Source organism: Pseudomonas sp. SD17-1, assembly GCF_029201585.1.
GTDB lineage: Bacteria > Pseudomonadota > Gammaproteobacteria > Pseudomonadales > Pseudomonadaceae > Aquipseudomonas > Aquipseudomonas palmensis.
Map to the genome: position 1 here is coordinate 2,532,860 of NZ_CP104044.1, position 13,568 is coordinate 2,546,427.

A 13,568-nucleotide genomic window follows, 5' to 3' on the forward strand; every position below is an offset into this window, starting at 1 on the left:
CGCTGAGCGCCTCAGCGCGTCTCGTTGAACAGCTCGCGACCGATCAGCATGCGCCGGATCTCGCTGGTGCCGGCGCCGATCTCGTACAGCTTGGCGTCGCGCAGCAGGCGGCCTGCGGGGAATTCGTTGATGTAGCCGTTGCCGCCCAGAATCTGGATTGCCTCGAGGGCCATCTGGGTGGCGCGCTCGGCGGTATAGAGGATCACCCCGGCGGCGTCCTTGCGGGTGGTCTCGGCGCGATCACAGGCCTGGGCCACGGCATACAGGTAGGCGCGGCTGGCATTGAGCTGGGTGTACATGTCGGCGATCTTGCCCTGGATCAGCTGGAACTCGCCGATGCTCTGGCCGAACTGCTTGCGGTCGTGGATGTAGGGCACCACCAGGTCCATGCACGCCTGCATGATCCCGGTAGGGCCGCCGGAGAGCACCACACGCTCGTAGTCCAGGCCGCTCATCAGCACCTTCACGCCACCGTTGAGCTGGCCGAGGATGTTCTCCTGGGGCACCTCGACGTTGTCGAAGAACAGCTCGCAGGTGTTGGAACCGCGCATGCCCAGCTTGTCGAACTTGTTGCTGCGGCTGAAGCCGGCCCAGTCGCGCTCGACGATGAACGCGGTGATGCCATGGGGGCCCTTTTCCAAGTCGGTCTTGGCGTAGATCACGTAGGTGTTGGCGTCGGGGCCGTTGGTGATCCAGGTCTTGCTGCCGTTGAGCACGAAGCGGTCGCCGCGCTGTTCGGCACGCAGTTTCATCGACACCACGTCGGAGCCGGCGTTGGGCTCGCTCATGGCCAGGGCGCCGATGTGCTCGCCGCTGATCAGCTTGGGCAGGTATTTGGCTTTCTGTTCGGCGGTGCCGTTGCGGTTGATCTGGTTGACGCAGAGGTTGGAGTGGGCGCCGTAGGAGAGCGCGACCGAGGCCGAGCCGCGGCTGATTTCTTCCATGGCCACCACGTGGGCCAGGTAGCCCAGGCCCGCGCCGCCGTATTCTTCGCTGACGGTGATGCCCAGCAGGCCCATGTCGCCGAACTTGCGCCACATGTCGGCGGGGAACAGGTTGTCCTGGTCGATCTGCGCCGCACGCGGGGCCAGCTCGGCTGCGACGAACGCCTGCACCTGGTCGCGGAGCATGTCGATGGTTTCGCCCAGGGCGAAGTTCAGGGTCGGATAACGCATGCTGGCACCTTTCTTGTCGATTGTTCTTTGAGTGGCGTGGTGGTTGACCCGCGATCAAGGCGCTGCGATCTGTCACCTTTACGTTAACGTAAACCCCGCACCGAACACTGTCAATCTCCCCATGACCTTTACGTTAACGTTAATTTGCGCCACATTAGGTCTCGCGTGAATCAGCACCCACAACAATCACAATACGGGGTCGTCATGAATCAACCGAGCTACACCCAGGGTCGCCAGGACAAACCGCTGCTGGCCATGACCATCGGCCAGGCCCTGGACAACACCGTGGCGCGCTTTGCCGAGCGCGAGGCACTGGTGGTACGCCACCAGCAACTGCGCTACAGCTGGCGCGAACTGGCCGACAGCATCGACCTGCATGCCCGCGCCCTGATGGCGCTGGGCCTGAAGACCGGCGACCGCCTGGGTATCTGGGCGCCCAACTGCGCGCAGTGGTGCATCGCCCAGTTCGCCACCGCCAAAATCGGCGTGATCCTGGTCAACATCAACCCGGCCTACCGCACCAGCGAACTGGAATACGTGCTGCGCCAGTCTGCCTGCCAGTGGCTGATCTGCGCCGGCACCTTCAAGACCTCCGACTACCATGCCATGCTCGGCGAACTGCTGCCGGAGCTGGCGCACCAGGCGCCAGGCCAGCTCAATGGCGAGCGCCTGCCCGACCTGCGCGGGCTGATCAGCCTCGACGACGCGCCGCCGGGCGGCTTCCTGCCGTGGGCGGCGCTGGCCGGCATGGCCGAGCAGGTCGCCCCGGCCGAGTACCAGCAGCGCCAGCAGAGCCTGCAGTTCGACCAGCCGGTGAACATCCAGTACACCTCCGGCACCACGGGCTTCCCCAAGGGCGCGACCCTGAGCCACTACAACATCCTCAACAACGGCTACATGGTCGGCGAGAGCCTGGGCCTGACCGAGCATGACCGCATGGTGATTCCGGTGCCGCTGTACCACTGCTTCGGCATGGTCATGGGCAACCTGGGCTGCATCACCCACGGCACCACCATGATCTACCCCAACGACGCCTTCGACCCGCTGCTGACCCTCGAAGGCGTGGCCCGCGAGCGCGCCACCGTGCTGTACGGGGTGCCGACCATGTTCATCGCGCTGCTCGACCAGCCGCGGCGCGGCGACTACGACCTGAGCAGCCTGCGCACCGGCATCATGGCCGGTGCTACCTGCCCGATCGAAGTGATGCGTCGGGTGATCGACCAGTTGCACATGGGCGAGGTGCAGATCGCCTACGGCATGACCGAGACCAGCCCGGTGTCGCTGCAGACCGGCCCGGACGACGAGCTGGAGTTGCGCGTGACCACGGTAGGGCGCACCCAGCCGCAGCTGGAGAGCAAGATCGTCGACGAACACGGCTGCATCGTGCCGCGTGGCACCATCGGCGAGCTGTGTACGCGTGGCTACAGCGTGATGCTGGGCTACTGGGGTAACCCGGCGGCCACCAGCGAGGCGATCGACCCGGCGGGCTGGATGCACACCGGCGACCTGGCGAGCATGGACGAGCAGGGCTACGTGTGCATTGCCGGGCGCAACAAGGACATGATCATTCGCGGTGGCGAGAACATCTACCCGCGCGAGCTGGAGGAGTTCTTCTTCACCCACCCGTCGGTGGCGGACGTGCAGGTGATCGGCATTCCGGATGAGCGTTACGGCGAGGAGATCGTGGCGTGGATCAAGCTGCACCCTGGGCACAGCGCCACCGATGGGGAGCTGCAGGCCTGGTGCAAGAGCCGCATCGCGCACTTCAAGACGCCGCGACATTTTCGTTTCGTCGAGGAGTTTCCGATGACGGTGACCGGCAAGATCCAGAAGTTTCGCATGCGCGAGATCAGCATCGAGGAGTTGTGCAACCGCTGACATCGCATCGCCGGCAACGCCGGCTCCTACAGGTCGGCGCGTTTACTGTAGGAGCCGGCGTTGCCGGCGAAAGCAGCACCACCGTGCAACCCCGTCTACGCTTGCACCTTCACCGGCGGCTCTTCACTGGGCGGGTCGCCCACGGGCTCCTGCTCCTTGGGCGGCTCAGGCTCCTTCTCCGGCGCCGGTGGTGGCAGATTGGGGTCATCGATATTCGGATCGGGCGTTTCAGCAGGAATAGGAATATTCATGGGCCGAACCTCACATAAAGGGCTGTTCAAAGGCTGACCCATTCTTCGACCGTGGCCGCGCCGCATCGCTCATTTTTTATTGAACCCCCACGCCTGCCATTGCTCTGAACCTTACCGTCACAGCGTAACGGAGCGATGTTCGATGACCCGCGATGAGCCTTTCAGCACCGATGAAACCAGCGAGCACACCCTGACTCTGGCCAGGGCGCTGCTGCTGCCGCGCATAGTGATCGAGAACACCGAACCTGTGCTCGACGCCGGCCAGCACGCGGTCAAGGGTACCGTGGGCGAACAGGTCACCGTTACCAGCAAGGTCTTCGCCGACGGCCACGACGTGCTGGCCGTGCGCCTGAGCTGGCGCCGCCTGCAGCACCCCAACTGGCACGAAGTGCCCATGACGCTGCTGGGCAACGACAGCTGGGAGGGGCGCTTCACGGTCAGCGAGGTGGGCCGCCACCTGTTCATGATCGAGGCCTGGATCGACCAGTACGCCAGCTACTGCTACGAGCTGGAGAAGAAATTCGCCGCCGGCGTCGACGTAGGCCTGGAGCTGGAGGAGGGCCGCCGCCACCTGATGCAGAGCGCCGAGCGCAGCAGCGAGCCGCTGCGTGCGCAACTGGAGGCGGTGGCCCTGCAACTGGCCAGCCTGCCTGCCCAGGCCGGCGTCGAGCTGCTGCTGCACGGCGACACCCGCGCCCTGATGGGCCGCGCCGACCACCGTGCCTACCTCAGCCGCAGCGCCGAGTTCCCCCTTGAGGTGGAGCGCGAGCGCGCACGCTTTGCCAGCTGGTACGAGCTGTTCCCGCGTTCGGTCACCGACGACCCGGCCCGCCACGGCACCTTCAACGACGTGCATCAGCGCCTGCCGATGATCCGCGACATGGGCTTTGACGTGCTGTACTTCCCGCCCATCCACCCCATCGGCACCCAGCACCGCAAGGGCCGCAACAATGCCTTGCAGGCCGGCCCCGACGACCCCGGCAGCCCCTACGCCATCGGCAGCGCCGACGGCGGGCACGAGGCCATCCACCCGCAGCTGGGCAGCCGCGAAGACTTCCGCCGGCTGGTGGCCGCCGCCGCCGAGCATGGCCTGGAAATCGCCCTGGACTTCGCCATCCAGTGCTCCCAGGACCACCCCTGGCTCACCGAGCACCCGGGCTGGTTCAGTTGGCGCCCCGACGGCACCATCCGCTATGCCGAGAACCCGCCGAAAAAATACCAGGACATCGTCAACGTCGACTTCTATGCCGCCGACGCGGTGCCCGCCCTGTGGCTGGCCCTGCGCGACGTGGTGCTGGGCTGGGTGCAGGAGGGCGTGACCCAGTTTCGCGTGGACAACCCGCACACCAAGCCGCTGCCGTTCTGGGAGTGGCTGATCGCCAACGTGCGCAGCCAGCACCCGCAGGTGATCTTCCTCGCCGAGGCCTTCACCAAGCCGGCGATGATGGCGCGCCTGGGCAAGGTAGGCTATTCGCAGAGCTATACCTACTTCACCTGGCGCAACACCAAGGCCGAGCTGCAACAGTACTTCAGCGAACTCAACCAGCCGCCGTGGTCGTACTGCTACCGCCCCAACTTCTTCGTCAACACGCCGGACATCAACCCGTTCTTCCTGCACGACTCCGGCCGCCCGGGCTTTCTGATTCGCGCAGCGCTGGCCACCATGGGCTCGGGCCTGTGGGGCATGTATTCGGGGTTCGAGCTGTGCGAGGCGGCGGCGATACCGGGCAAGGAGGAATACCTGGACTCGGAGAAGTACGAGATCCGCCCGCGCGACTACACCCAGCCCGGCAACATCATTGCCGAGATCGCCCAGCTCAACCGCATCCGCCGCCAGCACCCGGCCCTGCAGACCCACCTGGGCATCCGCTTCTACAACGCCTGGAACGACAACATCCTGTACTTCGCCAAGGGCGATCCGGCCAGCGGCAGCCTGATCCTGGTGGCCGTCAGCCTCGACCCGCACAACGCCCAGGAGGCGCACTTCGAGTTGCCGCTGTGGGAGCTGGGCCTGGAGGACGACGCCGAAACCTTCGGCGAAGACCTGATGAGCGGCCATCGCTGGAGCTGGTACGGCAAGACCCAGTGGATGCGCATCGAACCCTGGCACCAGCCGTTCGGCATCTGGCGCATCACCCCGGCCCGCTAGCCCCCCGCCAACCAGAAGGAGTCGTACATGGCGAAGAAAGCCCGCCCAGCCACGTTCATCAACGACCCGCTGTGGTACAAGGACGCGATCATCTACCAGGTGCACGTCAAGTCGTTCTTCGACTCCAACGGCGACGGCATCGGTGATTTTCCCGGCCTGATCGCCAAGCTCGACTACATCGCCGAGCTTGGGGTCAACACCCTGTGGCTGCTGCCGTTCTACCCCTCGCCACGGCGCGACGACGGCTACGACATCGCCGCCTACAAGGCCGTGCACAGCGACTACGGCACCCTGGCCGACGTGCGACGCTTCATCGCCGAGGCGCACAAGCGCAACCTGCGGGTGATAACCGAGCTTGTCATCAACCACACCTCCGACCAGCACCCGTGGTTCCAGAAGGCCCGGCGCGCCAAGCCCGGCTCCAGGGCGCGGGACTTTTATGTGTGGTCCGACACCGATACCAGGTACGACGGCACGCGCATCATCTTCCTCGACACCGAGCACTCCAACTGGACCTGGGACCCGGTTGCCGGCCAGTACTTCTGGCACCGCTTCTATTCGCACCAGCCCGACCTCAACTTCGACAACCCGCAGGTGCTCAAGGCGGTGATCGGGGTGATGCGCTACTGGCTCGACCTGGGCGTGGATGGCCTGCGCCTGGATGCCATCCCGTACCTGATCGAGCGCGATGGCACCAACAACGAGAACCTGCCCGAAACCCACCAGGTGCTGAAGAAGATCCGCGCCGAAATCGACGCCAACTACCCCGACCGCATGCTGCTGGCCGAGGCCAACCAGTGGCCCGAGGACACCCAGCTGTACTTCGGCGAAGGGCAGGGCGACGAGTGCCACATGGCCTTTCACTTTCCGCTGATGCCGCGCATGTACATGGCGCTGGCCCAGGAAGACCGCTTTCCGGTCACCGACATCCTGCGCCAGACCCCGGAGATCCCGGCCAACTGCCAATGGGCGATCTTCCTGCGCAACCACGACGAGCTGACCCTGGAGATGGTCACCGACCGCGAGCGCGACTACCTGTGGAACTACTACGCCCAGGATCGTCGCGCGCGCATCAACCTGGGCATCCGCCGGCGCCTGGCACCGTTGCTGCAACGCGACCGGCGCCGGGTCGAGCTGCTGACCAGCCTGCTGCTGTCGATGCCGGGCACCCCGACCCTGTATTACGGTGACGAGATCGGCATGGGCGACAACATCTACCTGGGCGACCGCGACGGCGTGCGCACGCCGATGCAATGGTCCATCGACCGCAACGGCGGCTTCTCCCGCGCCGACCCGGCACGCTTGGTGCTGCCGCCGATCATGGACCCGCTGTACGGCTACCAGTCGGTGAACGTCGAGGCCCAGGCCAGCGACCCGCATTCGCTGCTCAACTTCAACCGTCGCCTGCTGGCGGTGCGCAAGCAGCAAAAGGCCTTTGGCCGCGGCAGCCTGACCATGCTCTCGCCCAGCAACCGCCGCATCCTGGCGTATGTCCGCGAATTCACCGGCAGCGACGGCAAGGGCGAAACCATTCTGTGCGTGGCCAACGTGTCCCGCGCCGCCCAGGCGGCAGAGCTGGACCTCTCGGCCTATGTCGACCAGGTGCCGGTGGAGATGCTCGGCGGCAGCGCGTTCCCGCCGATCGGCCAACTGCCGTTTCTGCTGACCTTGCCGCCCTATGGCTTCTACTGGTTCCTGCTCGCGCCCAGGGACCAGATGCCCAGCTGGCATGTGCAGCCCGCGCAGCCGCTACCGGAGTTCACCACCGTGGTGCTCAAGAAACGCATGGAAGAGCTGCTCGAATCGCCGTCGCGCGACACCCTGCAAGACGCCATCCTGCCGCAGTACCTGCCCAAGCGCCGCTGGTTCGCGGGCAAGGGCGCCGCGCTGGAAAAGGTGCGCATCGCCTATGGCGTGCGCTTCGGTGCGGCCACCAGCCCCGTGCTGCTCAGTGAAATCGAGGTCGACAGCGGCGGGCAGACCAGCCGCTATCAGTTGCCGTTCGGCCTGATCGGCGAAGACCAACTGACCAGCGCATTGCCCCAGCAACTGGCCCTGTCACGGGTACGCCGGGGGCGCCAGGTGGGCCTGATCACCGATGGTTTCGTGCTCGAAAGCTTCATTCGCGCGGTGCTGGCCGGCTTTGCCGATGGCACGCGCCTGAGCTGCAGCGACGGCGAGTTGCAGTTCCAGGCCACCGAACAGCTGGCCGCCCTGGAGCTGGGCGACGAGCCGGCGGTGCGCTACCTGTCGGCCGAGCAGTCCAACAGCTCGGTGGTAGTAGGGGGCAGCCTGGTGCTCAAGCTGATCCGCCGGGTCAATGGCGGCATCCACCCCGAGCTCGAGATGAGCGCCTACCTCACTGCCGCCCGCTACCCGAACATATCACCGCTACTGGGCTGGCTGAGCCGGGTGGACGCCACCGGGCAGCCGCACCTGCTGATGATCGCCCAGGGCTACCTGAGCAACCAGGGCGACGCCTGGGACTGGACCCAGAACACCCTGGAACGCGCGATTCGCGACGAAATGGAACCCGGCACGCAGGCCCCGCAGGCCCATGCCGATGCCTTGCAGGAGCTGCAGGCCTTTGCCGCGCAGCTGGGCCAGCGCCTGGGCCAGATGCACCAGGTGCTGGCCGCGCCCACCCAGGACCCGGCGTTCAAGCCGCGGGTGAGTAGCGCGCGCGATGGCAAGGCCTGGGGCAAGCAGGTCAGCGCCCAGCTCAACCAGGCGTTCGACCTGCTGGAGCAGCACCGCGATGAGCTGGATGCCGACAGCCAGGCGCTGGTCGACGACCTGGGCAAGCAGCGCAAGGGCCTGCTCGAACAGGTCAGCGAACTGGCCATGCAGGCGGTCGGTGGCGTGCTGATACGGGTACACGGCGACCTGCACCTGGGCCAGGTGCTGGTGGTGCAGGGCGATGCCTATCTGATCGACTTCGAAGGCGAGCCGGCGCGCCCGCTGGAGGAGCGACGCGGCAAGCACAGCCCGTACAAGGACGTCAGCGGCGTGCTGCGTTCGTTCGACTATGCTGCTGCGATGGTGTTGCGCAGCGCGTCGGGGGTGGACGTCTCGCCGCCGGCCCGCCAGGCCCGTCAGCGCGTGGCGCGGCGCTACCTGCACCAGGCCCGGCATGCCTTTGTTCAGGCCTACGATCTGGCCACCGCCGACCTGCCGCACGCCTGGGAACAGCCCGGCGGGGCACGCGCGGCGCTGGATCTGTTCAGCCTGGAAAAGGCTGCCTACGAAATTATGTATGAAGCCGAGAATCGCCCGAGCTGGTTGGCCGTGCCCTTGCATGGCCTCCATGGGCTTGTCAGTACGTGGGGAGAATGAATGAGCGCGCACAAGCGGGAACAGGCTGGGTTGGGCACAAGGGATATCGATGACCTGGTCAATGCCAGGCACGGCGACCCGTTCGCGGTGCTCGGGCCGCACCCGGATGGCGCGGGCGGGCAGTGGATACGCGCCTACCTGCCCGATGCCCTGAGTGCCCGGGCGGTGGCCCGCGACAGCGGGCAGGTGCTGCTGGAGTTGGAGCAGGGCAGTGTGCCCGGGCTGTTCAGCGGGCGGTTGCAGCAACCGCAGGCGTACGACCTGCACATCAACTGGGCAGGGGGCGAGCAGGTCACCGAAGACCCCTACAGTTTTACCCAGTTGCTGCTGGGCGAGATGGACCTGTACCTGTTCGCCGAAGGCAATCATCGCGACCTGGCCAAGGTATTCGGCGCGCAGCCCGCGCAGGTGGACGGCATCGACGGGGTGCGCTTTGCGGTGTGGGCGCCGAATGCGCGGCGGGTGTCGGTGGTCGGTCACTTCAACAACTGGGACGGGCGCCGCCACCCGATGCGCAAGCGCGTGCCCAGCGGTGTGTGGGAGCTGTTCATCCCGCGCCTGCAGGCCGGCGAGACGTACAAGTACGAACTGCTCGGGCCCGACGGCATCCTGCCGCTCAAGGCCGACCCGCTGGCACTGGCCACCGAGCTGCCGCCCAGCACCGCCTCGAAGGTGGCCGCCGCGCTGGGCCATGTGTGGCAGGACCAGGGCTGGATGCGCGTGCGTGCGGCGCACCAGGCCACCAACGCGCCGCTGTCGATCTACGAACTGCACGCCGGTTCCTGGCAATGCGAGCTGGATGAAAGCGGTGAAGTGGCCCGCTACTACAACTGGCGCGAACTGGCCGAGCGGCTGGTGCCCTACATCCAGGAGCTGGGCTTCACCCATATCGAGCTGATGCCGATCATGGAGCATCCGTTTGGCGGCTCGTGGGGCTACCAGCCGTTGTCGATGTTCGCGCCCACCGCGCGCTATGGCACGGCCGAGGATTTCGCCGCGTTCATCGACGCCTGCCACCAGGCCCACATCGGCGTGATCCTCGACTGGGTGCCGGCGCATTTTCCCACCGACGAACATGGGCTGGCGCAGTTCGACGGCACCGCACTGTATGAGTACGCCAACCCGCTGGAGGGCTTCCACCAGGACTGGGACACGCTGATCTACAACCTGGGGCGCAACGAGGTGCACGGCTTCATGCTGGCTTCGGCATTGCACTGGCTCAAGCATTTTCACATCGACGGGCTGCGGGTGGATGCGGTGGCCTCGATGCTGTACCGCGACTACTCGCGCAAGGCCGGCGAATGGGTGCCCAACCGCCACGGCGGGCGCGAGAACCTGGAGGCCATCGATTTTCTGCGCCACCTCAACGACGTGGTGGCCCAGGAGGCGCCGGGGGCGCTGGTGATCGCCGAGGAATCCACTGCCTGGCCGGGTGTCAGCCAGCCGACCCAGCAGGGCGGCCTGGGTTTCAACTACAAGTGGAACATGGGCTGGATGCACGACACCCTGCATTACATCCAGAACGACCCGATCCACCGTGCGCATCATCACAACGAGATGAGCTTCGGCCTGATCTACGCGTATTCCGAGCATTTCATCCTGCCGATTTCCCATGACGAGGTGGTGCACGGCAAGCACTCGCTGATCGACAAGATGCCGGGCGACCGCTGGCAGAAGTTCGCCAACCTGCGCGCGTACCTGGCCTTCATGTGGTGCCATCCGGGCAAGAAGCTGCTGTTCATGGGCTGCGAATTCGGCCAGTGGCGCGAGTGGAACCATGACGCGGAACTGGACTGGTACCTGTTGCAGTACCCCGAGCACAAGGGTGTGCAGTCGCTGGTGGCCGACCTGAACCGGCTGTACCGCGACGAGAAGGCGCTGCATCAGCAGGACTGCGTGCCGCAAGGGTTCCAGTGGCTGATCGGCGACGATGCGCGCAACAGCGTGTATGCGTGGCTGCGCTGGAGCGCCGAGGGCGAGCCGTTGCTGGTGGTGGCCAACTTCACGCCGGTGCCGAGGGAGGGTTATCGCATCGGGGTGCCGTTTGGCGAACAGTGGGTGGAGGTGCTCAACAGCGATGCCCAGGTGTATGCCGGGTCCAACTACGGCAACCTCGGGGCGGTGAACAGCGAGGCGTTGCCCAGCCATGGGCAGCCGCTGTCGCTGGCGGTGAACCTGCCGCCACTGGCGGTGTTGGTGCTGCGCCCGGCTTGAGACCTTGGGCCTGCTGCGCAGGCCATTCGCGGGTCAAGCCCGCTCCCACAGGGATTGCAGTGTTTTCAGGAACTGCACTGCACCTGTGGGAGCGGGCTTGACCCGCGATTCGATCTACAGGTCCAGCACCAGCCGGGCCGTGCGCGCCCGCGACACGCACAGCATCATGCTCTGCTGCGAAGCCTTCTCTTCATCGCTCAGGTACTGGTCGAAATGCTCGGCCTCACCCTCCAGAATCATGGTCTCGCAGGTGCCGCACACACCCTCGCGGCACAGGCATTCCACCTTGGCCGCCTTGGATTTCTCGATGGCCTGCAAGATGGTCATGCCTTCCTCCACCTGCAACTCCTGCCCCGAGCGCGCCAGCACCACGGTAAACGCCGCACCGGTCACCGGCGCCGCGGCAAACTGCTCCCAGTGCACGCGCTGCTCGGCAATGCCCAGCGATGCTGCGGTAGCGATCACCGCATCGATCAGCGGCTTGGGCCCGCACACATACACATGCGCCGCGTCATCCAGGCCCGCAAACAGCGTGGCCAGGTCCAGCTTGCGCTCCAGGCTGTCGATGTAGAACTGCGTGTTGGCCGCATGCGGCCCGCTGCTCAGTTCGGCCTGGAACGCGCCATGCTCGGGGCTGCGAAAGGCATAGTGCAGCTCGTAGGCGGTGCTGCCGGCCTCCAGTTCATGCAACTGCGCCAGAAACGGCGTGATGCCGATGCCGCCGGCGATCAGTACGTGCCGGCCCGCGCTCGGGTCCAGCGCGAACAGGTTGTTGGGGCTGGAGATGGTCAGCACGCTGCCCACCTCGACCTGCTGGTGCATGAACGCCGAGCCACCCTTGGACTGCTCTTCAAGGCGCACGCCGATCTGGTAGCTGCGGGTGTCGCGCGGGTCGCTCATCAGCGAGTAGGCGTTGCTGAACTGGCGCCCGTCGGCGCCCTGCATCTGCACGATCACGTGGCTGCCACCGGTAAATGCCGGCATCTGCGCGCCGTCCTCACGGGCCAGGGTGAAGCGCTTGATCAGCGGCGTCGCCTGCTCGACGGCGGTTACCTGCACACTGAACATCTCGTATTTGTTGGCCATGATTCACCTCGACTGCCACTGGCTCACACGGCCAGGCACAGGTACTTGATTTGCAGATAGTCTTCGATGCCGTAGCGCGAGCCTTCGCGGCCCAGGCCCGACTGCTTGACGCCGCCAAACGGCGCCACTTCATTGGAGATCAGCCCGGTATTGATACCGACCATGCCGTACTCCAGTGCCTCGGCCACCTTGAACACCCGGGCGATGTCGCGGCTGTAGAAGTACGCCGCCAGGCCGTACAGGGTGTCGTTGGCCTGGGCGATCACCTCTTCGTCGCTGCGAAAGCGCACGATGGCCGCCACCGGGCCGAAGATCTCGTCCTGCAGCAGCTGGGTGCCCGGCGCAATGTTGGCCAGCACCGTGGGTGCGAAGAAGTTGCCGCCCAGCGCATGGGGTTCGCCGCCCAGCAGCAGGTCGGCGCCCTTGGCCACGGCGTCGTCGATCAGGCTGCGTACCTTGGCCACGGCCTTGTCGCTGATCAGCGGGCCGACCTGGCTCGCGGCGCTGGTGCCGTGGCCCACGCCCAGGGCGCGCACACGCTCCACGAAGAGTTCGGTGAACTGCGCATACACGCTGTCATGCACGTAGAAACGGTTGACGCATACGCAGGTCTGGCCGGCGTTGCGGTACTTGGCTGCCAGCGCGCCTTCGACGGCGGCGTCGATGTCGGCATCGTCGAACACGATGAACGGCGCGTTGCCGCCCAGTTCCAGCGACACCTTCTTGATGCTCTGGGCACACTGGCCCATCAGCAGCCGGCCGATCGGGGTGGAGCCGGTAAAGCTCAGCTTGCGCACGGCCGGGTGCCCGGTGAACTGGGCGCCAATGGCCACCGCATCACCGGTGACCACGCTGAACACCCCGGCCGGGATGCCTGCACGTTCGGCCAGCTCCACCAGCGCCAGGGCGCAGAAGGGGGTTTCGTTGGCCGGCTTGACCACGATGGTGCAGCCGGCGGCCAGGGCCGGGGCCACCTTGCGCGTGATCATCGCCGCCGGGAAGTTCCACGGGGTGATGGCGGTGCACACGCCGATGCCCTGCTTGATCACCAGCAGGCGCTTGTCGTTGGAAGGGCTGGGGATGACATCGCCGTAGACGCGCTTGCCTTCCTCGGCAAACCATTCGATGAACGAGGCCGCGTAGCGGATCTCGCCCAGTGCCTCGTGCAGCGGCTTGCCCTGCTCGAAGGTCATCAGCCGGGCCAGGTCGTCTTCGTGTTGCAGCAGCAGTTCGAACCAGCGGCGCAGCACCTGCGCGCGGTCCTTGGCGGTGCGCTCGCGCCAGCCTTGCAGCGCGGCCTCGGCGGCTTCGATGGCGCGTACCGTCTCGGCGCCGCCCATCAGCGGCACGCTGCCCAGGCGCTCGCCGTTGGCCGGGTCGCAGACCTCGACCTGACGACCGTCGTCGGCATCGCACCAGTGGCCGTTGATGTACGCCTGTTGGCGCAGCAGTGTGGGATCGTTGAGTTTCACGCAAGGC

General features: G+C 66.0%; 8 protein-coding genes. 4 read left to right on the top strand and 4 right to left on the bottom strand.

Features of this window, described 5'->3' with window-relative positions:
• Positions 1-11 precede the first annotated feature (11 nt).
• Complete coding sequence (locus N0B28_RS11500; RefSeq protein ID WP_043863959.1) at positions 12-1,175, bottom strand: isovaleryl-CoA dehydrogenase; 1,164 nt, start codon at positions 1,173-1,175, stop codon at positions 12-14.
• Between the two features lie 204 nt (positions 1,176-1,379).
• Here N0B28_RS11500 and N0B28_RS11505 point away from each other — a divergent pair, with 204 nt between their 5' ends.
• A complete protein-coding gene (locus N0B28_RS11505; protein WP_043863958.1) occupies positions 1,380-3,053 on the top strand; it encodes an AMP-binding protein in 1,674 nt (557 codons plus the stop codon).
• 95 nt (positions 3,054-3,148) lie between these two features.
• Here N0B28_RS11505 and N0B28_RS11510 read toward each other — a convergent pair whose 3' ends face one another.
• Positions 3,149-3,304 (bottom strand): hypothetical protein, encoded by a 156-nt coding sequence (locus tag N0B28_RS11510; RefSeq protein ID WP_178083066.1) that lies wholly within the window; start codon positions 3,302-3,304, stop codon positions 3,149-3,151.
• Between the two features lie 142 nt (positions 3,305-3,446).
• Between N0B28_RS11510 and N0B28_RS11515 the strand changes: the two genes are divergently transcribed.
• Genes N0B28_RS11515 through glgB form a run of 3 tightly spaced genes read left to right on the top strand, consistent with a single transcriptional unit; the run spans position 3,447 to position 11,003 of the window.
• Complete coding sequence (locus N0B28_RS11515; protein WP_058540282.1) at positions 3,447-5,453, top strand: alpha-1,4-glucan--maltose-1-phosphate maltosyltransferase; 2,007 nt, start codon at positions 3,447-3,449, stop codon at positions 5,451-5,453.
• A 27-nt stretch (positions 5,454-5,480) separates the two neighbouring features.
• Entirely contained in the window at positions 5,481-8,789 is a 3,309-nt protein-coding gene (treS, locus tag N0B28_RS11520; RefSeq protein ID WP_258662631.1) for a maltose alpha-D-glucosyltransferase, read from the top strand.
• Positions 8,790-11,003 (top strand): 1,4-alpha-glucan branching protein GlgB, encoded by a 2,214-nt coding sequence (glgB, locus tag N0B28_RS11525; protein ID WP_100632682.1) that lies wholly within the window; start codon positions 8,790-8,792, stop codon positions 11,001-11,003.
• Between the two features lie 114 nt (positions 11,004-11,117).
• Here glgB and N0B28_RS11530 read toward each other — a convergent pair whose 3' ends face one another.
• Both N0B28_RS11530 and N0B28_RS11535 read right to left on the bottom strand, forming a co-directional pair.
• Positions 11,118-12,089 carry a PDR/VanB family oxidoreductase gene (locus N0B28_RS11530; protein WP_275731863.1) on the bottom strand — a complete coding sequence of 324 codons (972 nt, stop codon included), beginning with the start codon at positions 12,087-12,089 and terminating at the stop codon, positions 11,118-11,120.
• A 23-nt stretch (positions 12,090-12,112) separates the two neighbouring features.
• Positions 12,113-13,561: an NAD-dependent succinate-semialdehyde dehydrogenase gene (locus tag N0B28_RS11535; protein WP_275731864.1), complete on the bottom strand. Its 1,449-nt coding sequence runs from the start codon at positions 13,559-13,561 to the stop codon at positions 12,113-12,115.
• Positions 13,562-13,568 lie beyond the last annotated feature (7 nt).

Excerpts from the sequence above, each read along its gene's own strand:
- N0B28_RS11505 (WP_043863958.1), top strand. The coding sequence starts at position 1,380 with ATGAATCAACCGAGCTACACCCAGGGTCGCCAGGACAAACCGCTGCTG.
- N0B28_RS11515 (WP_058540282.1), top strand. The coding sequence starts at position 3,447 with ATGACCCGCGATGAGCCTTTCAGCACCGATGAAACCAGCGAGCACACC.
- treS (WP_258662631.1), top strand. The coding sequence starts at position 5,481 with ATGGCGAAGAAAGCCCGCCCAGCCACGTTCATCAACGACCCGCTGTGG.
- glgB (WP_100632682.1), top strand. The coding sequence starts at position 8,790 with ATGAGCGCGCACAAGCGGGAACAGGCTGGGTTGGGCACAAGGGATATC.
- N0B28_RS11500 (WP_043863959.1), bottom strand. The coding sequence starts at position 1,175 with ATGCGTTATCCGACCCTGAACTTCGCCCTGGGCGAAACCATCGACATG.
- N0B28_RS11530 (WP_275731863.1), bottom strand. The coding sequence starts at position 12,089 with ATGGCCAACAAATACGAGATGTTCAGTGTGCAGGTAACCGCCGTCGAG.
- N0B28_RS11510 (WP_178083066.1), bottom strand. The coding sequence starts at position 3,304 with ATGAATATTCCTATTCCTGCTGAAACGCCCGATCCGAATATCGATGAC.